The 21,336-nt window shown below is 52.4% G+C and carries 22 protein-coding genes; 5 read left to right on the top strand and 17 right to left on the bottom strand.

Annotated features, from left to right (window positions below):
- Positions 1-14 precede the first annotated feature (14 nt).
- The 6 genes from galM to modE form a co-directional block, all read right to left on the bottom strand.
- Positions 15-1,055, bottom strand: a complete 1,041-nt coding sequence (galM, locus tag HV237_RS16440) for a galactose-1-epimerase (protein ID WP_047359466.1) — start codon at positions 1,053-1,055, stop codon at positions 15-17.
- Complete coding sequence (gene galK, locus HV237_RS16435) at positions 1,049-2,197, bottom strand: galactokinase (protein ID WP_047359465.1); 1,149 nt, start codon at positions 2,195-2,197, stop codon at positions 1,049-1,051. Before galK ends, galM begins: the two co-directional genes overlap by 7 nt.
- A gap of 3 nt (positions 2,198-2,200) precedes the next feature.
- The gene (galT, locus tag HV237_RS16430) at positions 2,201-3,247 is read right to left on the bottom strand and encodes a galactose-1-phosphate uridylyltransferase (protein WP_016156021.1); all 1,047 of its coding nucleotides are present in this window, start codon (positions 3,245-3,247) and stop codon (positions 2,201-2,203) included.
- A gap of 9 nt (positions 3,248-3,256) precedes the next feature.
- Positions 3,257-4,273 carry a UDP-glucose 4-epimerase GalE gene (gene galE, locus HV237_RS16425; RefSeq protein ID WP_016152323.1) on the bottom strand — a complete coding sequence of 339 codons (1,017 nt, stop codon included), beginning with the start codon at positions 4,271-4,273 and terminating at the stop codon, positions 3,257-3,259.
- A gap of 217 nt (positions 4,274-4,490) precedes the next feature.
- A complete protein-coding gene (gene modF / locus HV237_RS16420) occupies positions 4,491-5,963 on the bottom strand; it encodes a molybdate ABC transporter ATP-binding protein ModF (RefSeq protein ID WP_047359464.1) in 1,473 nt (490 codons plus the stop codon).
- Between the two features lie 67 nt (positions 5,964-6,030).
- Complete coding sequence (gene modE, locus HV237_RS16415) at positions 6,031-6,819, bottom strand: molybdenum-dependent transcriptional regulator (protein WP_016152325.1); 789 nt, start codon at positions 6,817-6,819, stop codon at positions 6,031-6,033.
- 130 nt (positions 6,820-6,949) lie between these two features.
- Here modE and HV237_RS16410 point away from each other — a divergent pair, with 130 nt between their 5' ends.
- The 4 genes from HV237_RS16410 to modC all read left to right on the top strand — a co-directional run bounded on the left by HV237_RS16410 (position 6,950) and on the right by modC (position 9,824).
- Complete coding sequence (locus HV237_RS16410) at positions 6,950-7,099, top strand: AcrZ family multidrug efflux pump-associated protein (RefSeq protein ID WP_003023026.1); 150 nt, start codon at positions 6,950-6,952, stop codon at positions 7,097-7,099.
- 201 nt (positions 7,100-7,300) lie between these two features.
- On the top strand, positions 7,301-8,074 hold the full coding sequence (gene modA, locus HV237_RS16405) for a molybdate ABC transporter substrate-binding protein (protein WP_016152326.1): 774 nt from the start codon (positions 7,301-7,303) through the stop codon (positions 8,072-8,074).
- Complete coding sequence (gene modB, locus HV237_RS16400; protein WP_016152327.1) at positions 8,074-8,763, top strand: molybdate ABC transporter permease subunit; 690 nt, start codon at positions 8,074-8,076, stop codon at positions 8,761-8,763. Before modA ends, modB begins: the two co-directional genes overlap by 1 nt.
- 2 nt (positions 8,764-8,765) lie before the next feature.
- Entirely contained in the window at positions 8,766-9,824 is a 1,059-nt protein-coding gene (gene modC / locus HV237_RS16395) for a molybdenum ABC transporter ATP-binding protein ModC (RefSeq protein WP_016152328.1), read from the top strand.
- On the opposite strand, the gene HV237_RS16390 is transcribed toward modC, so the two are convergent.
- A complete protein-coding gene (locus HV237_RS16390) occupies positions 9,825-10,643 on the bottom strand; it encodes a pyridoxal phosphatase (protein ID WP_047359463.1) in 819 nt (272 codons plus the stop codon).
- A 165-nt stretch (positions 10,644-10,808) separates the two neighbouring features.
- Here HV237_RS16390 and pgl point away from each other — a divergent pair, with 165 nt between their 5' ends.
- Positions 10,809-11,804: a 6-phosphogluconolactonase gene (pgl, locus tag HV237_RS16385; protein WP_047359462.1), complete on the top strand. Its 996-nt coding sequence runs from the start codon at positions 10,809-10,811 to the stop codon at positions 11,802-11,804.
- 116 nt (positions 11,805-11,920) lie between these two features.
- Here pgl and HV237_RS16380 read toward each other — a convergent pair whose 3' ends face one another.
- From HV237_RS16380 to HV237_RS16335, 10 genes are all read right to left on the bottom strand, one after another.
- Complete coding sequence (locus HV237_RS16380; RefSeq protein ID WP_047359461.1) at positions 11,921-13,318, bottom strand: hypothetical protein; 1,398 nt, start codon at positions 13,316-13,318, stop codon at positions 11,921-11,923.
- A gap of 14 nt (positions 13,319-13,332) precedes the next feature.
- Entirely contained in the window at positions 13,333-14,109 is a 777-nt protein-coding gene (locus HV237_RS16375; protein ID WP_240489698.1) for a M23 family metallopeptidase, read from the bottom strand.
- Positions 14,110-14,121: 12 nt separating this feature from the next.
- On the bottom strand, positions 14,122-14,919 hold the full coding sequence (locus tag HV237_RS16370) for an A24 family peptidase (RefSeq protein ID WP_082137252.1): 798 nt from the start codon (positions 14,917-14,919) through the stop codon (positions 14,122-14,124).
- 12 nt (positions 14,920-14,931) lie between these two features.
- Complete coding sequence (locus tag HV237_RS16365; RefSeq protein WP_047359459.1) at positions 14,932-15,969, bottom strand: type II secretion system F family protein; 1,038 nt, start codon at positions 15,967-15,969, stop codon at positions 14,932-14,934.
- A complete protein-coding gene (locus HV237_RS16360) occupies positions 15,953-17,335 on the bottom strand; it encodes an ATPase, T2SS/T4P/T4SS family (protein WP_131341739.1) in 1,383 nt (460 codons plus the stop codon). The genes HV237_RS16365 and HV237_RS16360 overlap by 17 nt, the downstream gene beginning before the upstream one ends.
- Before the next feature lie 143 nt (positions 17,336-17,478).
- Positions 17,479-18,015, bottom strand: coding sequence for a hypothetical protein (locus HV237_RS16355; protein WP_016156032.1), 537 nt, complete (start codon positions 18,013-18,015; stop codon positions 17,479-17,481).
- The gene (locus HV237_RS16350; RefSeq protein ID WP_047359457.1) at positions 17,997-18,854 is read right to left on the bottom strand and encodes a hypothetical protein; all 858 of its coding nucleotides are present in this window, start codon (positions 18,852-18,854) and stop codon (positions 17,997-17,999) included. Before HV237_RS16350 ends, HV237_RS16355 begins: the two co-directional genes overlap by 19 nt.
- 4 nt (positions 18,855-18,858) lie before the next feature.
- Complete coding sequence (locus HV237_RS16345; RefSeq protein ID WP_047359456.1) at positions 18,859-19,404, bottom strand: hypothetical protein; 546 nt, start codon at positions 19,402-19,404, stop codon at positions 18,859-18,861.
- 7 nt (positions 19,405-19,411) lie between these two features.
- Positions 19,412-20,854, bottom strand: coding sequence for a type II and III secretion system protein (locus HV237_RS16340; RefSeq protein ID WP_181541572.1), 1,443 nt, complete (start codon positions 20,852-20,854; stop codon positions 19,412-19,414).
- A 20-nt stretch (positions 20,855-20,874) separates the two neighbouring features.
- Positions 20,875-21,330 (bottom strand): TcpQ domain-containing protein, encoded by a 456-nt coding sequence (locus HV237_RS16335; RefSeq protein ID WP_047359454.1) that lies wholly within the window; start codon positions 21,328-21,330, stop codon positions 20,875-20,877.
- Positions 21,331-21,336 lie beyond the last annotated feature (6 nt).

Genomic DNA, 21,336 nt, shown 5'->3' with positions numbered 1-21,336 from the left:
GGGAGGGGAAACGATCAAGCTGGAATAAACTGATATTCCGTCACGCTGGCATACTCTTCACCCGGACGCAGGAAGCAATCCGCCTGTGGCCACTCGGGGTGGTTCGGGCTGTCCGGCAGAAATTCACTTTCCAGCGCCAGGCCTTGCCAGTCTTCGTAGGCCTCTGGCCCGCGGGAAGGCGTACCACCGAGGAAATTACCGGAGTAAAACTGCAATGCCGGGGCCGAGGTGTAGACCACCATCTGCAGTTTTTCATCCTGTGACCACAACTGAGCGACCGGCGTACGCGCATTGCCCTGTACCTGAAGCAGGAAGGCGTGATCGTAACCTTTCACCTTGCGCTGATCGTCATCGGCCAGAAATTCACTACTGATGATTTTAGGGGTGCGGAAATCGAACGTGCTACCGGCGACGGATTTCAGTCCATCATGCGGGATACCCATTTCGTCAACCGGTAAGTACTCGTCCGCCAGAATTTGCAGCTTATGCTGGCGCACATCCGTTTTATCGCCGTCGAGATTAAAATAGACGTGATTCGTCAGATTCACCGGGCAGGGTTTATCGACCGTGGCACGATAAGTTATCGAAATACGATTATCATCAGTCAGGCGATACTGCGCGGTGGCGCAAAGATGGCCTGGGAAGCCCTGATCGCCATCGTCAGACGTTAAGGCGAACAGCACCTGACGGTCATTCTGATTGACTATCTGCCAGCGACGTTTGTCGAAACCGTCCGGCCCGCCGTGCAGTTGGTTATTGCCCTGACTTGGCAGTAATTCAACGGTTTCGCCAGCAAAGGTATAGCGGCTGTTGGCGATACGGTTCGCGTAGCGGCCAATCGAAGCCCCCAGAAATGCAGCCTGTTCCGGGTATTGTTCCGGACTGGCGCAGCCGAGTAATGCTTCGCGCACGCTACCATCGCTAAGCGGAATACGCGCAGAGAGCAGGGTCGCGCCCCAGTCCATGAGCGTGACTACCATCCCTGCGTCATTGCGCAGGGTGAGCAGGCGAAACGGTTGACCGTCCGGAGCCTGCACGGGGATTTCGTTTAACATTGTCCGGCTCCTTGTGAAGGTTTGCAGACGTAGAATGTTTCTTTAATACCGGTTTTTGCCTCGTACTGTGCGGCGACAGCCTGCTGTACGGCAGGAACCAAATCTTGTGGGATCAGCGCCACGATGCAGCCGCCGAAGCCGCCGCCGGTCATCCGCACACCGCCTTTATCACCGATGGTCGCTTTGACAATCTCTACCAGCGTATCAATTTGCGGCACCGTGATTTCAAAGTCATCGCGCATTGAGGCGTGAGATTCCGCCATCAGCTGGCCCATGCGCAGCAGGTCGCCTTTTTCCAGTGCCTGTGCGGCTTCAACGGTACGCGCATTTTCCGTGATGACGTGGCGCACGCGTTTGGCAACAATCGGATCCAGCTCGTGGGCGACAGCGTTAAACGCTTCGAGGCTGACATCACGCAGCGCTGGCTGCTGGAAGAAACGCGCGCCGGTTTCACACTGTTCGCGACGGGTGTTGTATTCGCTACCGACCAGCGTGCGTTTAAAGTTGCTGTTGATGATCACCACCGCTACACCCTCAGGCATAGAAACGGCTTTGGTGCCCAGCGTACGGCAGTCGATCAGCAGCGCATGATCTTTCTTGCCAAGTGCGGAGATCAGCTGATCCATGATGCCGCAGTTACAACCGACAAACTGGTTTTCAGCTTCCTGGCCATTCAGGGCAATCTGCGCGCCGTCGAGCGGCAGATGATAGAGCTGCTGGAATACCGTACCAACAGCGACTTCCAGTGAGGCAGAAGAGCTTAAGCCCGCACCCTGCGGGACGTTACCGCTGATCACCAGATCCGCGCCGCCAAAGGCGTTATTGCGCTTTTGCAGATGTTTTACCACGCCACGCACGTAGTTTGACCACTGCTGGCTATCGTGGGCGATAATCGGCGCATCGAGAGAGAACTCATCAACCTGATTGTCGTAATCAGCGGCGATGACGCGTACTTTTCGATCGTCGCGCGCCGCGCAGCTGATGACGGTTTGATAGTCGATGGCGCAGGGCAAAACGAAGCCGTCGTTATAATCGGTATGTTCGCCGATCAGGTTTACACGACCCGGTGCCTGAATAGTATGGGTGGCAGGGTAGCCAAACGTTTCTGTAAACAGAGATTGTGTTTTTTCTTTCAGACTCATTATTTACACTCCGGATTCGCGAAAATGGATGTCGCTGACCGCACGCAGTCGCTCAGCCGCTTGTTCTGCAGTCAGATCTCGCTGGGTTTCTGCCAGCATTTCATAACCGACCATAAATTTACGCACGGTCGCGGAACGCAGCAGCGGCGGGTAAAAGTGCGCGTGCAACTGCCAGTGTTCGTTTTCTTCACCGTTAAACGGCGCGCCGTGCCAGCCCATGGAGTAGGGGAATGAGCACTGGAACAGGTTGTCGTAACGACTGGTCAGTTTTTTCAACGCCAGCGCCAGGTCAGCACGCTGCTCGTTGGTCAAATCGGTAATACGCAGCACATGCGCTTTCGGCAGCAGCAGCGTTTCGAACGGCCACGCGGCCCAGTAAGGGACAACCGCCAGCCAGTGCTCAGTTTCAACGACCGTACGGCTGCCGTCTGCCAGTTCACGCTGGACGTAATCAACGAGCATCGGCGCGCCCTGTTCGGCGAAGTATGCTTTCTGTAGGCGATTTTCACGTTCAGCTTCGTTGGGCAAAAAGCTGTTGGCCCAAATTTGACCGTGCGGGTGCGGGTTCGAGCACCCCATCGCCGCGCCTTTATTCTCAAATACCTGCACCCAGGGATAGGTTTTCCCTAAGTCTTCGGTCTGCTCCTGCCACGTTTTTACGATTTCTGTCAGCGCAGGGACGCTGAGTTCTGGCAGCGTTTTGCTGTGATCGGGCGAGAAGCAAATTACGCGGCTGGTACCGCGCGCGCTCTGGCAACGCATCAACGGATCGTGACTGTCCGGCGCATCCGGGGTATCGGACATCAGCGCCGCAAAATCATTGGTAAAAACATAGGTCCCGGTGTAATCCGGATTTACATCACCGGTAACGCGCGTATTGCCAGCACACAGGAAACAGTCAGGGTCATGTGCAGGCAGTACCTGCTTAGACGGGGTTTCCTGCGCCCCTTGCCACGGGCGTTTGGCGCGATGCGGTGATACGAGGATCCACTGCCCGGTAAGCGGGTTAAAACGGCGATGTGGATGATCGACAGGATTGAATTGCGTCATGATTGGTCCTTAATCCGAATATCCTTGCGGGTGGCGTGACTGCCAGTGCCAGGTGTCTTGTGCCATTTCATCCAGTGTGCGGGTCACGCGCCAGTTAAGCTCGCGATCGGCTTTGCTGGCATCTGCCCAGTAAGCTGGAAGATCACCATCACGGCGCGGGGCGAAATGGTAATTAATGGGTTTACCGCAGGCTTTGCTGAAGGCGTTGACCACGTCCAGTACGCTGCTGCCGATGCCTGCTCCGAGGTTGTAAATATGCACACCCTGTTTGCCCGCTAGTTTTTCCATCGCGACGACGTGGCCGTCGGCGAGATCCATCACGTGGATGTAGTCGCGAACGCCGGTGCCATCTTCAGTTGGGTAGTCGTTGCCAAATATGGCAAGGGACTCGCGGCGGCCCACGGCAACTTGTGCGATGTAAGGCATCAGGTTGTTGGGAATACCTTGCGGATCTTCCCCCATATCGCCCGACGGATGAGCACCAACCGGGTTAAAGTATCGCAGTAAGGCGATACTCCAGTCGGGGTGTGCTTTTTGCAGGTCGGTCAGGATTTGTTCTACCATCAGCTTGCTTTTGCCGTACGGACTTTGCGGCGTGCCGGTGGGGAAGCTTTCAACGTAAGGAATTTGTGGCTGATCGCCATAGACGGTCGCGGAGGAACTAAAAATGAAGTTTTTCACGTTGGCGGCGCGCATTGCATTCACCAGACGCAGGGTGCCATTGACGTTGTTGTCATAGTACTCCAACGGCTTGGCAACGGATTCTCCAACGGCTTTTAAACCCGCAAAATGAATGACCGTGTCAATGGCATGATCGTGTAGAATTTCGGTTATCAGCGCTTCGTTACGGATATCCCCTTCCACGAAGGTCGGCTGCTTGCCACCTAAACGCTCAATGACGGGCAAAACGCTGCGTTTGCTGTTGCAGAGATTGTCCAGGATCACCACCTCGTGACCGTTTTTCAACAACTGCACGCAAGTGTGGCTTCCAATGTAACCGCTACCACCTGTAACCAATACTCTCATAATTCGCTCCGTTAAGCCTATGGTATGCAATAACCATAGCATAACAAAGATACGAAAAGTGTGACATGGAATAAATTAGTGGAATCGTTTACACTCCATAAGTTTCACGCATTTTTAATGGTTATTTTATTTTAAATCATTATGTTAGGTTGTTTTTCCAGCGTTTGTCTGAAAAAAAGCAGAAAAAAAGGGCGTGATAAACGCCCTGCAATGAAAACTAACGCAGAGACGTTAGTCGATAGGCGTAGATGTCGTTCTCGGGCACAAACTCCAGTCGATGGGTAATGCAGGCTGGGGCATCTTCGGCGTGGTGAGAGACGAACAGCAGTTGAGTTTCACCTTCACCGATTAGCACATCCACAAAACGGCGAATCAGTTGGCGATTGAGCGGATCTAACCCTTGCAAAGGCTCGTCAAGGATCAACAACGTCGGGTGTTTAACCAGCGCGCGAACAATCAGTGCCAGCCGCTGCTGTCCCCAGGAAAGACTATGAAATGGCGCATCCGCGGTACGTTTATCGAAGCCAAGAATATCCAGCCACTGTTGCACCAGCTTGTGCTGCCTGTCGGAAACGGCCTGATAGATGCCGATTGAATCAAAATAACCAGAGAGAATAACGTTGCGAACTGTGGTACTCACCCGGTAATCCAGATGCAGACTGCTGCTGACGTAGCCGATGTGTTTTTTGATATCCCAGATAGTTTCACCGCTGCCACGGCGACGGCCAAACAGGGTCAGGTCGTTGCTGTAGCCCTGGGGGTGATCGCCGGTGATTAAACTGAGCAGAGTTGATTTTCCCGCTCCGTTGGGGCCGACGATTTGCCAGTGTTCCCCCGGATTTACCTGCCAGCTCAAATGGTGAAGGATAGGGCGATCGTTATACGAGACCGTGCCATCGTTAAGCACAATTCGCGGCTCGTTATCTGACAACGTACGGCGCACCGAAGGCTCGTCCGGTTCAGGTAACTGAATTCCTTCCAGCCGCTCGCTATGGGCAAGCTGAGCGATTAATGCCTGTTGCAGAAGATCCGTTTTTGCGCCGGTTTCTGTCAGTGTGCAATCGGCAAGTACGCCAGCAAACTGCACGAACTCGGGTATTTCATCAAAGCGGTTAAGTACCAGCACCAGCGTAAAGCCGGCCTGATGCAACTCAGCGAGCAGTTCTGCTAACTGACGGCGTGACGCCACGTCCAGCCCGTCAAAGGGCTCATCAAGGATCAGTAAATCCGGCGCGGACATTAACGCCTGACAGAGCAGGGTTTTGCGTGTTTCACCGGTGGAAAGGTATTTGAAACGCCTGTTGAGCAGGGAAGAGATGCCAAACTGCTCCGCCAACGCAGCGCAGCGGGCGGGATCGTTGACCTCATCCTGGATGATTTCGGCGGTGGTGCGCCCGGTGTCGTCTTCACCGGGACTAAGAAGATCGGTGTTGTTTCGCTGCCACTCGTCGCTGACTAGCTTTTGTAGCTGCTCAAAGGAGAGTCGGGTAATACGCGTGAACTGACAGTGGCGCTCGCCTTTCAGAAGCGGCAGCTCTCCCGCCAGTGCGCGGGCCAGCGCGGATTTCCCGCTCCCGTTAGCGCCAACAAATGCCCAGCTATCACCCGCGTTTAACGTCAACGCATCTAACTGGAGCGTTTTTGTGTCGCTAAGACGAAACATGCCTTGCGAAATTTGCAACGATGACATTTTGTATCCCATTATTTGCAGCGATTAATAACAGGGATACGTGTTCTTCAGGCTGATGTCAATCTACTCAGCACAGCGTGGCGATAATCACTCTGTCTGCATTAAACCAGGCGGTGACGTTAGCGCCTTCTTGCAGCGTTGCGGCGTCTTGGGCCGGAACGGTGGCGCACAGCGTCTGGCCGTCTGGTAACGTCATCAGCACTTCACACTGTTCCGCACCGCGTTCAATATGGCTAATCGTGCCCTGCAACTGGTTATCGGCGGCCTGAGCGATGGCATCGTCCTGAGTGATTCCCACCCACGGCGCTTTCAGCAGAATCAGTACTTCTTTGCCTTCCTCAAGACCCAGACGCTCGCCGCTTTGCGCAGTGATCGCCACTTTCAGGCGCGTTTCGCCATCGGCCAGCAGGACGTCGACATGCTGCTGGACCTGATCGTGGTCGCGGGCGGTGATTGTGCCAAACCATTGGTTACGGGCGCTGGTTTGCAGTGAAAATCGAGAGATAGCCGCCAGCAGGCTATTGAGCGGTAGCGCATCGTCATCGCTCAAAACATCAAAGGCTTTTTGTTGGATCTGCGCCAGCAAATCATACAACTGGATTAAGCGTTGGCCGTAGCGCGTTAATACTGCGCCGCCGCCGCCTTTGCCGCCTGTGGCGCGCTCAACCAGCGTCTGCTCGCTGAGTTGGTTCATTTCGTTAATCGCATCCCAGGCGCTTTTGTAGCTAATACCTGCATCCTTCGCGCCCTGACTGATAGAGCCGGAAAGTGCAATATGCTTAAGCAGAGAAATGCGACGGGGATCGGCAAACAGTTTTTGCTGAAGTTTCAGCGTAAGAAGGATTTCGGCCTGCATCACAAGCTCCTGGCAAAAAAGGGTATTGTGACGGAAAACCGTGCCTGAGCAAAGCCGACCGCACAAAAGGGGAGTGCTTTTCTGCGTTATGTGGTTAGAATACAGCTAAGGACTACATCTGGAGTTGACCATGTTAGAGTTATTGAAAAGTCTGGTATTCGCCGTAATCATGGTACCTGTGGTAATGGCCATCATTCTGGGTCTGATTTACGGACTGGGTGAAGTGTTCAACATTTTCTCCGGTATCGGTCAAAAAGACCAGTCCAGACAGAATCATTGATTCCCCAAACGCCCGCTCAGTCGGGCGTTTATATTTTTTATGCCTTCCAACCCGTTTTCTCAGTCTACCGTTTCTCAAGATCCTGCTTTCCCTGCCGATATTTTCTTCGTGTAACCTCAAATTGGTATCAATAACCACTGGGAAAATCCTGGTTTACTCGTTATATTTGCGACTACATAACGAAACGCAAAGGAGTTACAGATGGCACGTACATGGTTACGCTTGTTTGCCGGGGCAACACTTTCTCTTACTGTTGCCGGGCATGCGCTGGCGGATGAAGGAAAGATTACTGTTTTCGCAGCGGCTTCACTGACTAACGCGATGCAGGATATTGCGACGCAATACAAAAAAGAGAAGAACGTTGATGTTGTCTCCTCTTTTGCGTCTTCTTCCACGCTGGCGCGCCAGATTGAAGCAGGCGCTCCGGCCGATCTGTTTATCTCTGCCGATCAGAAATGGATGGATTACGCGGTAGACAAAAAGTCGATTGATACCGCCACGCGTGAAACGCTGTTGGGTAACAGCCTGGTGGTTGTCGCACCGAAAGACAGTGCGCAGAAAGACTTCACCATCGACAGCAAAACCAACTGGACCCGTTTGTTAAATGGTGGGCGTCTGGCCGTTGGCGATCCGGAACATGTTCCGGCGGGCATTTATGCTAAAGAAGCGCTGCAAAAACTGGGGGCATGGGATACCCTGGCCCCGAAACTGGCACCTGCCGAAGATGTGCGCGGTGCGCTGGCGCTGGTAGAGCGTAACGAAGCGCCGCTGGGGATCGTTTATGGTTCCGATGCTGTCGCCAGCAAGGGCGTAAAAGTTGTTGCGACTTTCCCGGAAGATTCACACAAAAAAGTGGAATACCCTATCGCAATTGTTGATGGGCACAAAAACGCAACGGTCAGCGCGTTCTATGATTACCTGAAAGGACCGCAGGCTGCTGAAATCTTTAAACGTTATGGATTTACGACCAAGTAATGATACTGACCGATCCTGAATGGCAGGCCGTTATACTGAGCCTGAAAGTTTCTTCCCTGGCTGTGTTGTTTAGTCTGCCGTTTGGGATCTTCTTTGCCTGGCTGCTTGTGCGATGCAAGTTCCCGGGCAAAGCGCTGCTCGACAGCGTTCTGCATTTGCCGCTGGTACTGCCGCCGGTCGTGGTGGGCTATCTGCTGTTGGTTGCCATGGGACGCCGCGGATTCATTGGCGAATGGCTGTACGACTGGTTTGGCATTACCTTTGCCTTTAGCTGGCGCGGTGCGGTACTGGCTGCGGCGGTGATGTCTTTCCCGCTTATGGTTCGGGCTATTCGTCTGGCGCTGGAAGGTGTCGATGTCAAGCTGGAGCAGGCGGCCCGCACGCTGGGCGCTGGACGCTGGCGCGTATTTGTCACGATTACTTTACCGCTGATGCTTCCCGGCATTATTGTCGGTACGGTGCTGGCGTTCGCGCGTTCCCTCGGGGAATTTGGCGCAACGATTACCTTTGTCTCCAATATTCCTGGCGAAACCCGCACTATCCCATCGGCGATGTATACCCTGATCCAGACCCCTGGTGGCGAAAGCGCGGCGGCAAGGTTATGTATCATTTCTATTGTGTTAGCGCTGATTTCACTGCTGATTTCTGAATGGCTGGCGCGTATTAGCCGTGAACGGACGGGGCGGTAATCATGCTGGAACTTAATTTCTCCCAGACGCTGGGGACGCATTGTCTGACGCTCAACGAAACGCTGCCAGCCAGTGGGATCACCGCTATTTTTGGCGTTTCCGGCGCGGGTAAAACCTCGCTGATTAACGCCATCAGCGGCCTGACGCAGCCGCAGTCCGGGCGCATCGTGCTTAACGGTCGGGTTTTGAACGACGTCGAGAACGGTATCTGTTTAACGCCCGAAAAACGCCGGGTAGGCTATGTTTTCCAGGATGCGCGCCTGTTTCCGCATTATAAAGTGCGCGGCAACCTGCGTTACGGTATGGCGAAAAGTATGGCCGGACAGTTTGATAAGCTGGTGGCCCTGTTGGGCATTGAATCGCTGCTTGACCGTCTGCCTGGCGGTCTTTCTGGCGGTGAAAAACAGCGCGTAGCCATCGGTCGGGCGCTGCTTACCGCGCCGGAACTGTTGTTGCTTGATGAGCCGTTAGCCTCGCTGGATATCCCGCGTAAGCGCGAACTGTTGCCTTACCTGCAACGCCTGGCGCGTGAAATTAATATTCCGATGCTGTACGTCAGCCACTCGCTCGATGAAATCTTGCACCTGGCAGACAAAGTGATGGTGCTGGAAAACGGGCAGGTCAAAGCGTTCGGTTCGCTGGAAGATGTCTGGGGCAGCAGCGTGATGCATCCGTGGCTACCAAAGGAACAGCAAAGCAGCATTCTGAAAGTCAGCGTGCTGGAACATCATCCACATTACGCAATGACTGCACTGGCGCTTGGCGATCAGCATCTATGGGTCAATAAGCTGGATCAACCGCTGCAAACTGCGCTGCGTATTCGTATTCAGGCATCTGATGTTTCGCTGGTGCTTCAACCGCCGCAGCAGACCAGTATTCGTAACGTGCTGCGGGCGAAAGTCGCGCAGTGCTATGACGATAATGGTCAGGTGGAGGTTCAGCTTGAAGTGGGCGGTAAAACGCTGTGGGCGAGGATCAGCCCGTGGGCCAGGGATGAACTGGGTATCAAACCTGGCCTGTGGCTGTACGCGCAAATTAAGAGCGTATCGATTACCGCGTGATTACAGCAGGTGGGAGTAGATAAATTTCGCGATGCTGTCGGTGGTGTTGTCACCAATTACGATGTTGGCGCGGGCTTTGACCGCGTCGTCCGCATTACCCATCGCCACGCCGGTACCTGCAGCTTCCAGCATGCTGATATCGTTAAAGTTGTCACCAAAGGCAATGACGTTTTCCATTGACCCGCCCTGTGCTTCAATCCACTGGGTAAGGCGTCGCCCTTTGCTGTTGCCTTTACGGGCAATGTCGACCTGATCGTGCCAGGACCATTCACACTCCAGCCCCAACTGTTGTTCAACATGCTTACCAAACTGCTGCAGTTTCGGAATATCTTCGTCGGTGAGGGCAAATTTCCAGACGGCGTTAACGTCATGTGCAGCCTGCGCCAGCGAAGGCACCTGGGTGAAGGTAGGGCGCTGTTCCGGCGGCAGGGTTTGCGCCCAGTTAGCGGTACGCACCACATGCCCGGTTGGGCGCTCATACAGCATGGCCTCATCCACATACATCAGCCCGTGGATCTGATGTTCATCCAGCATTTCGATCAGCGGTAATGCCTGGTTTACCGGAAGGGGATCGGATTCCAGTACCGTTTTTGCCTGATAATCATACAAGTAGGTGCCATTGCAGCAAATTGCAGGTGTATCCAGCGCCAGTGCCTGATAAAAAGGATGAATAGCAACGTGATGGCGACCTGTGACAATGATAAGTTGGTATCCTGCTTCTCTGGCGCGCGCGAGCGCTTCAACAGAGGATGGCAGTAAGGTTTTTTTCGGGGTCAACAGGGTACCGTCTAAATCCAGGGCAATCACGCGTGCGGTCATAGTTATTTCCAGATTAAGGTTGAGAATTTTATCTACTGGAATGGTACACCGAGACGGGAGCCGGACAAAATTCTGCGCCTTAATTAAGCATTCACCGTTAAAAGCGTCTACCTTAGGCGTGTGTCAGGCAATTGCAGCCACCTGCCAAAAAGCAAAGGAGTATTCATGAAGCAAACCGTTTATACCGCCAGCCCTGAAAGTCAGCAAATCCACGTCTGGAGCCTGAATCATGATGGTTCTTTGACGCTGACGCAGGTGGTTGATGTGCCGGGTCAGGTACAGCCGATGGTCGTCAGCCCGGATAAGCGCTACCTCTATGTTGGCGTGCGCCCGGAGTTTCGCGTGTTGGCTTACTGCATTGCACCTGATGACGGTGCGCTGACCTTCGCGGCTGAGTCTGCGCTGCCGGGTAGCCCGACGCATATTTCTACCGATCATCAGGGACGTTTCGTGTTTGTCGGCTCTTATAACGCCGGGAGCGTGAGCGTCACGCGTCTGGAAGATGGCCTGCCGGTGGAACAGGTTGACGTGGTTGAAGGTCTGGACGGCTGCCACTCGGCCAACATCTCACCGGATAACCGTATCCTGTGGGTTCCGGCGTTGAAACAGGATCGTATCTGTCTGTTTGAGGTAAGCGATGATGGACATCTGGTGGCGCAGGAACCGGCTGAAGTGACCACCGTTGAAGGTGCTGGCCCGCGTCATATGACGTTCCATCCGAATAAGCAATTTGCCTACTGTGTGAATGAGCTGAACAGCTCCGTTGACGTCTGGGCGCTGAAAGATCCGTACGGCAAGATTGAGTGTGTGCAGACGCTGGATATGATGCCGGCTGATTTCACTGATACCCGTTGGGCAGCGGATATTCACATTACACCGGATGGTCGTCATCTGTACGCCTGTGACCGCACCGCCAGCCTGATTACGATCTTTAGCGTGTCTGAAGATGGCAGCGTGCTGACCAAAGAGGGTTTCCAGCCTACTGAAACTCAGCCACGCGGGTTTAATATCGATCACAGTGGTAAGTACCTGGTTGCCGCCGGGCAAAAATCGCACCATATCGCGGTGTATGAGATTGCTGGCGAGCAGGGGCTGCTGGCAGAGAAGGGGCGTTATGCGGTGGGTCAGGGACCGATGTGGGTCGTGGTGAACGCCTACTAACGCCATCAGTCAGAGCAGGAAAAGCCTGTCCAAAGATAAAAAGGCGAGGTTTACATCCGTGTGAACCTCGCGGGTAACAAATTAACTCATACGGCGCAGACGCCGCCGGTCAGCTATTAATACCGCGTCTTGTAGGCACAATTAGCTTTAAGGTATTCCTCTTCTGTTGCCCCATTAAGTTCTGCCCCGTCAGGGACTACTTCAGGACCTTCTGAACATTTCCAGTCATATTTGCGAAGACTAACCCCCACTCCACCTCGTGTACCGTCCACGGACACGTTATTCTTTGCCATACGGGAGGGACCATTTAACACCATATGATCGAGCGATTTAAGGTTCACCTCCAGATAGTCAATATTTTTGAAATCCAGAAGAGGCCCATAGTTGCCGTAACCGACATATTTGTCGTCGTGTCCGTCGTTGCTTATATCTCCATTCCAGTGAAAGTCGGACGCAAACAGATTTATATTTCTGTAAGAGCTAAAACCTTTATTATAAAATGGTACCATATAGCTGATAGGTTCACCTAAATTAACCCCCGTCTTGTCCTGCGACGAGACAAATTCCATCTTATAGCTGTCAGGATCGTCAGGAGCAATGTTGGTATATTTAAACGCTATAATGGGAAAAGTATGAAGATCGTGACTTTGAGCTTCAAACCCCATTACCTCAATAACCATATACTTCAGATTATTACTGGGGATATAGATATAGCCGCTGGGGGTATTGCCAGAGCCACCGCAATATAATGGACCTGCATCATTACAGATACTTGAATCTTGCGAATTGAACATAGCAGAAAGGTGGACATCGTTATCTGGATTAGTAACTTTAGCATCATAGGTTCCATCAGGTCGAAGTGTGCGCGTGGTGCCTGGGATGTTCTCTATGCCATTTCCACAGTATTCAAATCCATCATAAAAACCCCGAAAAAATCGCGTTCTCCTGCCATTAAAAGCATGATTTAAATCTTGATTTCTCACTAGATCGGGACAAACTCCATCGTCAAGGTATTTGGGGGAGCCTACCGTATCACCGTTGAATAGATGGTTAGAATAAACCCATACTAACCCTTCCAGATGCTCTGTTGATCCAAGTTGATACAGTTTTCCACCAGAGCTACGGTCCTCATTTCCATCTTCAGCATTAGCCAAAGTAACGTTACACGGGGCTTCGTTCCCAAATGAACAATTTGGCAGATTTGGCCCAACAAGAGAAGCATGCGAACGCCCCCGCTCCTGATCGATTCCCTTAGTTTTCCAGTAAACATTCACGCCTGTGATCTGATAGTTAATACCCGCTGTCTGTCCCAGGCGGCTAAAATCACTCGAAACCTTAACGAGAAAATAATGTGATCCCGGCAGTTTCAGCGGTGGCTGCGGAGGCAGAAAGCCAAAATGCCCTTTGCTGTTCTCTGGCTCCTGAGTGTCGTCACTTGCCAACACTCCTGGGTTAAAAAGCAGCGCTGCCGCCAGCAACCCCGCCGATAAAGCGATCCTTTTCTTTTTTTCCATTGTGTAGCTCCTTGTTATACAGCGGAAATAATCTGATATTTACCACTGCGCAACAGCACGACCTGATAGTTGCCAAACACCATACTACCTGGTGCCACGGTGCGCGTTTTGTTGTTAAACCGGACGGTAATTCGGGTTCCGCCCGGTCCCTGAGAAACCAGCACCACCCGAGGCTGAGCGTCGGATTTTTCTTCCGCAGACGCACGCCCGGCGCGCGCCAGCATCGGGGTGTTGTTCAGCAAGGGCTGCGGGTCGAGCGCCACGCCCCGCCAGGCAATTTCCAGATGCAGATGCGGACCGGTGCTAAGACCGCTGCTGCCGGATGCGGCGATCTCTTCGCCCGCCGTCAGCTTTTCGCCCTTACGCACCCGCGCAGAGGCGAGATGAAAATAGCGACTCAGCCAGCCGTCTGCATGACGGAGAGTGATAAAGTATCCGGTGCCGCGACCGTAGCGGCTCTCCACCACTTCGCCGTCGGCAATTGCATGCACGCTGCTGCCGAATGGCACAGGAATATCCATCCCTTTATGCTGCATCATGCGCCCCAGCACAGGGTGCAGGCGTTGTCCAAATCCTGAGCTGATCTGGCGCTTCGCCACGGGCCAGATAAAGCGTACCGGCGCGTTATCATCAACCACCGCCGCAGCGCTGGACGGCATCCTCAGGTTCTCTTCTGACCACACTTGCGCCGCCTGTAATGACGGAACGAAAGCCTGCTGCCAGGCTTGCTCGCAGCTGGTCGTCGCCAGCGGCGACATTGTCAGCCATATGCTCCATATCAGACACGACACGATCGACCTCCGTCAGAGCAGCAGTAAAAACGCGACCAGCGCGATAGCCGGACCGAACGGAATATAAAAGCGATGTTTGTCATCCTCTTGCGTATAAAAGCACCGCACGCAGGCGTAAAACAGCAGCCCGGTCAGCGCCGAAAAGCAGAGTAATTCCGGCAGGCGCTGCCAGCCAAGCCATGCCCCGCAGGCGGCGTAGAGCTTGACGTCGCCGTAGCCCAGACCGTCGCGTTTGCACAACGTCTCCCACAGCTTCATCACGCCCCACAGCAATAGCCAGGCGGCGGCGACGCCATAAACCGCGTCCTTCACCCGCACCATGGAGTAGCCCGATGCGGCAAGCAGTAGCCCGCCCCAGAGCACGGTGAAGACCAGCGCGTCCGGCAGAATCAGATGTTTAAAATCGATAACCGCCGCGCTGTAGAGCACCATAAACAACAGTGCATACGCCAGCGCGAGCTGAGGAGACCATTGCGGCAGGTAAAACCAGGCCAGCGCCCCCCATACCAGCCCCATCGCCAGTTCAGAAACCGGATAAATAACCGGGATCGCAATGCCGCACTGGCGGCATTTGCCCTTCAGTAACAGCCAACTGAGAACCGGAATATTATCCCAGGGCTTAATATCCGATTTACAGGCAGGGCAGTGCGACGGCGGCCACCACAAATTAACAGCCGCCCCTTCTGAATCATCCTCATCTATTACGCCAAGCATCAGCGGCAGACGATAAATAATCACGTTGGCTAAGCTGCCAAACAGCAATCCAAGTGGGATAAAAATAGCCACCATCCATGGCATTAACAGATCCATGCTTTAATTTTCCTAAAAAGAACCGCTGGCACCCATCGCCGCCAGCTTGTCGCTGAGCGAAAACAACGCGGCAAAAACCCAAATAACGCAACCGCCTAATATCAGCGTGGAGAGCGCTTTTAATAACCCGGAAAGTTTAGTGATATATTCCCGAATGTGTTCACGTGATTTATTTGATACCGCCAGCAGCACCTCATTAAACGAAGGTAGCGCGGCGTAAAGGCTGATATTGAGCAGCGTTTCCGTGTTCAGTAAACCCGAATTGAGCGCCTCCCCATAGCTGACGCCTGCCGCCATTTTCTTCTGCATCCCGGCCAGGTGCCAGCGCAGCCAGCGGCTGGAGTTCAGGTTAATAATGCTGAGTGCATCATTGAGCGGAATGCCGTTTTTTAACATCAGCGCCAGGTTGTTGAGAAAAATAGAGGCGGTCAACTGCTTATACGTTGAGAACGGCATAATTCGGTCAAAAAACTGATTACGAATATTCCCGGTCATTTTGCCCATTGCCGTTTTTATCACGGTAACCAGCGCAATAAAACCAATGAGGATATATATCCACAGCCCATTACACAGCGCCATCCCAAAAATATAGAGCGCGCTGGTGACGCCAGGCCATTTTTCAACCGGTACAACGCCTTCAAAAGCCGGGAACACCTTATAGGCATAACCGCCTATTACCACCAGCGACAGGACCAGCATAATGAGCGGGAAGGTGATGGCGCCGACGATTTTCTTGCGCAGCTCGTCGTTATAATTAATCACGTTTACCAGGGTGATAAAGCCGTCGGCCAGGCTGCCGCTGCGCTCCGCCGCGTTAATCACGCTCAGTTCAGATTCAGGGACCAGCCCCTCGAAAACCATCGCAATGGAGGTGGTTTTCGCCATTTTCGCAGTTAGCTCTTCCAGACGTTTAGCAAATCCTTTGCCGAGCAGTTTTTCCCCTTCCGCGCGTAATTTTTGCAACGCGTCATACAGCGGAAGTTCAGCGTTAATCATGTCTGCGCAAAACTGATAAAGATAAATACGCTGTTTCTTACCGAATTTTTTCAACTATTACCTCCAGCTCTTCCTGAACGACTTGCCCAAATTCCATTTGAAACCAGGTCGCGCACACGCGTCCCTGAAGTACCGCCGCCATCGTTTTTTCTTTAATTTCGAATCCTTCGCTCAGGCCGGTCTGTTTTAATCGCTTCGCGCGCCAGACGGTATAAACTTTAAGCCACTTCTGTTCAGCAATGGCCTCCAGCTCGTCATACACTGGCAGCAAATACTCCATCACCAACTGGCGTCCGCCAATACCGGTGTGTTTGCAGGCCGGACAGCCTTCAGCGTTTTTTTCATAAAGCTGGAATTCGCGTCCCTTAATGGCGGTGGTCCGTAACGACGTTTTACACTGCGGGCACAGTACTGGTATTAGCTTCTGGCACTGTAAGCCCGCAATAAAGCCCGGCGTTGAAAGCTTATCGCTGGTAATACCGAGCGCGGATAAGCGTTGCAATAACGAAACGATGTTACCTGCGTGCACGGTGGTAAAGCAGTAGTGACCACTTTCCACCGCCCCGGCCAGCGCGTTAGAAGAGATATTGTCGCGAATTTCCCCTACCATCAGTACGTCCGGGTCGCGACGCAGCGAGGATTTGATCGCCGAATGGAATCCTCCGGATTCGCCGCTTAATACCGAACTTTGCGTCGCGCCATAGATCTGATATTCGACCGGATCTTCTACGGTCAGAAAACAGCCGCGATTGTCATAGCGGTTGATCTGCATCCACTCCATCAGATTTTTCAGGGTAGTGGATTTTCCCGAACCGGTTGTTCCGGCAATAATATAAGCCCCGTAGGGGTTGCTCAGGATCCTTTTGAGGTCGCTAATTTCCTCATCGGAAACGCCAAGCTTATCCAGGCTCGCGACGCTGGCTCTGTCCAGACCCGATGGAATAATACGCAATACCGCGTGATAGCAATCGCTGGTCTCGCCAAATATCGGATAGTGCGCATAGCGGAAGCGGTAGCTTTTCCCCGCCAGCGAATAGAGGATATTGGCGTTTTGCGCAATATTGCGGTTCCAGGTGGTGTCGCGGGTGCTTGCCTCAACGTTGTAGAGCACGAACACCAGCTCATCGCAGCGTGACGCCTTCATCTGTATAAACGGACAAAGCACGCCGTTAATGCGCAGCTCAATATTCGCCACCATATCATTACGCGTGATATGCAGGTCGCTGGCCTTCAACGCCACGGCCTTTTTCAGCATCTCTTCCAGCGCAAGCTGTGTGTTACTGCTTTCCTGCTCAAGCAGCTTACTTCCTGCCGACAGCAGCTGTTCAACGATCAGGTAATAATTTTTCTCAGTAACCTGCGCTATTCCCTTAACCTGAATATTATGGGAAACCTGCAGGCGGTGGCACACCGCCTGCATTGGCGCCAGATTATCAATCAAAGGCGTGGATACCAGTAACCAGGCTTCATCCGCATGTTCAGCAACCAGAATATCGCCGTCATACTCCTGGAATTGCCACTCCTGAGAATGAATGTTCTCCTCGTTAAACTGGATATAATCGATCACTTACCCACAACCTCGACCGTCACGTCATTTGCCTGGTTATGACGCGCAATATAGTCATAACCGCCGTAGCTAAAACGCTGATTCAGCGGCACCATCTTCACGCCGCCGTCGGCGCCGGCAATCGCCACGCGTTTTTGACCCGCGATTTCGGAAATCAGCAGCGGCCGCAGCCCAGGCGCAGATTCTGACGTTGCTCCTGGGGAAGCGCTAATATCATCCATTGTGCTGGCGGTGCTCACCGGCATAACCGCTACGCTATCCGCCTTTTTCTCACCGCGTAGCTTACGCAGCTCGCTGCGGACTTTTTCCAGCGCAAGCTGATTCACCAGCTCACGGTACTGGCTCTCGAAGTTGAAATCTTTTTCTATCATCTCAACAACGTGATCCTGCATCGGCGATACGTCGCTTAACGGCGGCGTGCCTTCCGCTTGTACAACCTCCTGCGCAGGGATGATTTCTGCCGTATCTGCGGCGTAAAGAGCAGGTGAAAGCGTCAACACTATTCCCGCAATAATTAATTTCCCTTTTTGCATGCCAGTCCTCCGGTAACAAGCGTTGATTTTTCATTGAATACGATTGATTTGATAATAAACGCGTCGGCAAAGGGTTGCTTATTCAACACCAGCGACACGCCCGAGATATCCATTTGGGTCGGTGAGGTGATCGTCCAACCGGCGAACAGCATGCCGAATGACGTTACCGCACTTTTCAGCTCGCTTTCATTTTTCTCGACGGCAGAGGAGGGCATCCCCGTTAATACCAGTTCAGTATTTCGTCCGCCTAATGAGTTCCAGGTGCTGATATAACTTAATACATCGGTACAGACCGGCAGATTAACCGTATTTTTACTCTGCCACGCGCTGAGCCATGGGTGTTTATTCATCCCGGACTCAACGCCCGTATAGTCCAGCGTGTTTTTTGAAAAACTGGGCGACCAGGTTTTGCCCCAGAGATTAATATCGGCCACGCTAAATATCCGCCCTGGATTCAGCGCATAGCTGAGTGAACAGCCCGTACTGGTACATTCAATACTTTTTGGCGCAAAGCCTACCTGCGACAGTTTTTTATTCGCCAGCAAGAGCTGCTCCAGCAGCAGGCTGGCATCAGAAATGCTGCCGCCCGTAAGCGAGTTGCGATAAAAATCTTCGATAGCTTTGATTTTTTGCTGGCGGGCAGCCTGTTCAGCCTGGACTCTGGCCAATCGTTCCTGCTCCGGTTTCCAGATAAAATAGTAATAGCCCGCCCCGCCGCCGCCAGCTAATAAAATCAGTAGCGTAACGACCCAGACGATAATATTACCTCCTCGCCCGGTAGAACCGCCCCCTATAATATTACGACGTTTCCAGAAATAGATATTTTCAGAGACCGCCACGTTCTCATCCTTTTATAAATAATTTCAGCAGTGTCATAAACACCAGTAAAAATACGATGCCGCCTGCTAACAGAGCGCCGATCATCATCTGTCGCCGTTTTTTCTGCCGCCGCTGATGTTCAGTACAGCCTTCAATCACCGCCTCAAAGTGCTGTTCCGTTAACTGAATTAACGGTAGCTCCGCATACTGTGGCGATTCTTTCAGCTGCTCTTTCAGCTTCATCCAGAAGCGTCTGGAGACCAGACGATCGCTGCCCGAAACGGGAGCACCGCGCGAGATAATCAGGAAATAGTAGCTTTCCGCCTGCTCATAGTAATAAATACCGTCACCGTACAGGGCTTTCATCCACAGGGCGAAAGGCTCATATAAGGTGGAGTGTTTAGTACAGAAACCCGTAACCATTTCCCCTTCATCCGACAAGATCGTTAACTGGCGATGGGTTCGCCGTATATGTGCCAGCCAGTCAAGATAATAAGGTTCGTGAGAGGTGGGCTCGTAGCTCCAGACCAGATCAATTAATACCCGATTTTCTGATAAGTGCTTAAGCATGATGCCCTCATCGGGTCTGCGTTGGGGCACGGTAATTATCAATACCGACTACCATAACCACCGTTTCGACATGATCGTTGTTGGTGACCGAGCCTGCCAGCACCGACCATCCCTGACCGTCAGCATCCTCTTTCGCTTCGTATTTGCTGACCAGCAGCAGGCTACCCGGCGTAATTGTGGAAATGTTAAACATTTCCGTCGTGCTTACCGACGGCAACTGAACTTCATCAAAGGTATCGATTGAGTTGAGGTAGCGCTTGGTAAAGCCGCTGGCCACTTCAATTCGCCCGTCGGTTAAGATACGCGGGGTAAGAATAAAGCTGGTGCCGGTGACCAGTTCCGTGGTTTCCACCTCCGTACTGACGTCTCCTGAATTGGAGTCTTCTTCCCTAGTGCGACTTGAAACATAATATTGCGACGTGGTCATGTTGAGCGGAATAGGGATGTTATTACGGGTAATAAACGAACCGCTCTGGATCACCTTACTGCCGGTGAGTTCGTACAGGGCATCCAGTTGAGAGCTGATATTCATATGCTGATTGGTCCAGCCTGCGGTTAAGCCTCCGGAGAGCTTCATCAGCATTTCTGAACTGTCGATACCAAAAGAGGAGGTCCCGTCGTTGAAGGTCATATTGACCCCACCGCCCAGCTCTTTCGTTTTGCGCTTATCAAGGGTAAATATTTTGTAAGTCACGACAAACTGACGGGTATTATCCGCCTGGAATTTCTTCAGCGACTCATTCAGCGCGTGATACTCCGAAGGACGCGCGGTGATCGTCAGAATCGAGGCGTCTTTGAAAATACTGTAAACGCCGCTGGAGACAAATTTTTCAGCCATATCCTCAACGTCGTCCCAGAAGCTGGATTCAAACTTGGTTTCGGCTTTGCCTTTCAGACCGCCGCCGGAAGTGGCTTCATTACCGGACAGGTCGAGACTGGTCTCAAACTTGTTGTCTTCGCCGTAAAAATCGAGCTTCAGCACATAGTTCTGGAAATAAGAGACGACCAGTATGCCGTTGTTATCCAGCAGCGGATTCACGTCATACAGCGCGGAAATATAGCGGGTAAATTCCTCAAACGTTCCGTTGAACTTAACGCTGCGGAACTCCGGTTCCCCCGCATCCGATTTTCCACCGGGAACGGAAGTATTAATACGGTAGCTAATACCGGTTTGCGCGGTTACCGCCTCAAGGATTGTCGCCAGATCGGTAGGCTCGTAAGACTGAATACTCACCTGCTTACGCAGCAGCGCCTGTTTACGGGAGTTATATTCAACCTTTTTGCCCAGATAAGGCTCGTTATATTTCATATAACCGGTCGTTTTCATTTCATCCGGAGTGGTCGGGTTGCCGGTTTCCTGCTGGACAATACTTTTATCGTACTTGGTATCAATAGACGTACAACCCTGAAGAGCCAGCGTCAACGCCAGAAGCGAAACTTTAATTTTCATAGCATTATTCCCTTGCGTAATTACTGCTCATCAATGATCAGTACGTTATTCGCCTGGTAGTCTTTAATCACCAGCCCGTAGTTTTCTGACGTAAATACTTGTCCAAGTTTAACCAGTACATCCTGTGTTGATTTACCCTGCAAATGAATTGCCTTGTAAATAACAAAATCAGTTGAGCTGTTCCAGAGCAGCTTATAGCCATTTTGCTGCGCCCATTTTGTGAGCTGCTGGCTTAATAACTCTTCTTCCAGTAAATCAATTTTTATTTCCACTACTGGCGCACTGACAGGCGTGACGTTTTTCACCGTATCATCCCCGGAAAAGGGATTTCGCGGTGTGGTTGTACTTTCTTTCACTGGCGTGGTGGTTAACATCCCTGCGTCAATTTTTTGCCCGGCTGGTGCGCTGGCGGCAAAACTTCCCTGGCTGCCTAATAATGCGGACACGGCAGCCCCAATTATCCATGTTTTTTTCATCTTACT

This window comes from Citrobacter sp. RHBSTW-00570 (genome assembly GCF_013739755.1).
Lineage (GTDB): Bacteria > Pseudomonadota > Gammaproteobacteria > Enterobacterales > Enterobacteriaceae > Citrobacter > Citrobacter braakii.
This window is presented reverse-complemented; position numbering and strand designations above follow the sequence as displayed.

What these genes read in the sequence shown, in the direction of transcription:
- galT (WP_016156021.1), bottom strand. Translation starts at nt 3,247, where the DNA reads ATGACGCAATTCAATCCTGTCGATCATCCACATCGCCGTTTTAACCCG.
- galE (WP_016152323.1), bottom strand. Translation starts at nt 4,273, where the DNA reads ATGAGAGTATTGGTTACAGGTGGTAGCGGTTACATTGGAAGCCACACT.
- modA (WP_016152326.1), top strand. Translation starts at nt 7,301, where the DNA reads ATGGCACGTACATGGTTACGCTTGTTTGCCGGGGCAACACTTTCTCTT.
- HV237_RS16340 (WP_181541572.1), bottom strand. Translation starts at nt 20,854, where the DNA reads ATGAAAATTAAAGTTTCGCTTCTGGCGTTGACGCTGGCTCTTCAGGGT.
- galK (WP_047359465.1), bottom strand. Translation starts at nt 2,197, where the DNA reads ATGAGTCTGAAAGAAAAAACACAATCTCTGTTTACAGAAACGTTTGGC.
- HV237_RS16380 (WP_047359461.1), bottom strand. Translation starts at nt 13,318, where the DNA reads ATGGAAAAAAAGAAAAGGATCGCTTTATCGGCGGGGTTGCTGGCGGCA.
- pgl (WP_047359462.1), top strand. Translation starts at nt 10,809, where the DNA reads ATGAAGCAAACCGTTTATACCGCCAGCCCTGAAAGTCAGCAAATCCAC.
- HV237_RS16370 (WP_082137252.1), bottom strand. Translation starts at nt 14,919, where the DNA reads ATGGATCTGTTAATGCCATGGATGGTGGCTATTTTTATCCCACTTGGA.
- modF (WP_047359464.1), bottom strand. Translation starts at nt 5,963, where the DNA reads ATGTCATCGTTGCAAATTTCGCAAGGCATGTTTCGTCTTAGCGACACA.
- HV237_RS16335 (WP_047359454.1), bottom strand. Translation starts at nt 21,330, where the DNA reads ATGAAAAAAACATGGATAATTGGGGCTGCCGTGTCCGCATTATTAGGC.
- HV237_RS16345 (WP_047359456.1), bottom strand. Translation starts at nt 19,404, where the DNA reads ATGCTTAAGCACTTATCAGAAAATCGGGTATTAATTGATCTGGTCTGG.
- HV237_RS16360 (WP_131341739.1), bottom strand. Translation starts at nt 17,335, where the DNA reads ATGCAGGCGGTGTGCCACCGCCTGCAGGTTTCCCATAATATTCAGGTT.
- modC (WP_016152328.1), top strand. Translation starts at nt 8,766, where the DNA reads ATGCTGGAACTTAATTTCTCCCAGACGCTGGGGACGCATTGTCTGACG.
- HV237_RS16410 (WP_003023026.1), top strand. Translation starts at nt 6,950, where the DNA reads ATGTTAGAGTTATTGAAAAGTCTGGTATTCGCCGTAATCATGGTACCT.
- modB (WP_016152327.1), top strand. Translation starts at nt 8,074, where the DNA reads ATGATACTGACCGATCCTGAATGGCAGGCCGTTATACTGAGCCTGAAA.
- HV237_RS16355 (WP_016156032.1), bottom strand. Translation starts at nt 18,015, where the DNA reads ATGCAAAAAGGGAAATTAATTATTGCGGGAATAGTGTTGACGCTTTCA.
- modE (WP_016152325.1), bottom strand. Translation starts at nt 6,819, where the DNA reads ATGCAGGCCGAAATCCTTCTTACGCTGAAACTTCAGCAAAAACTGTTT.
- galM (WP_047359466.1), bottom strand. Translation starts at nt 1,055, where the DNA reads ATGTTAAACGAAATCCCCGTGCAGGCTCCGGACGGTCAACCGTTTCGC.
- HV237_RS16390 (WP_047359463.1), bottom strand. Translation starts at nt 10,643, where the DNA reads ATGACCGCACGCGTGATTGCCCTGGATTTAGACGGTACCCTGTTGACC.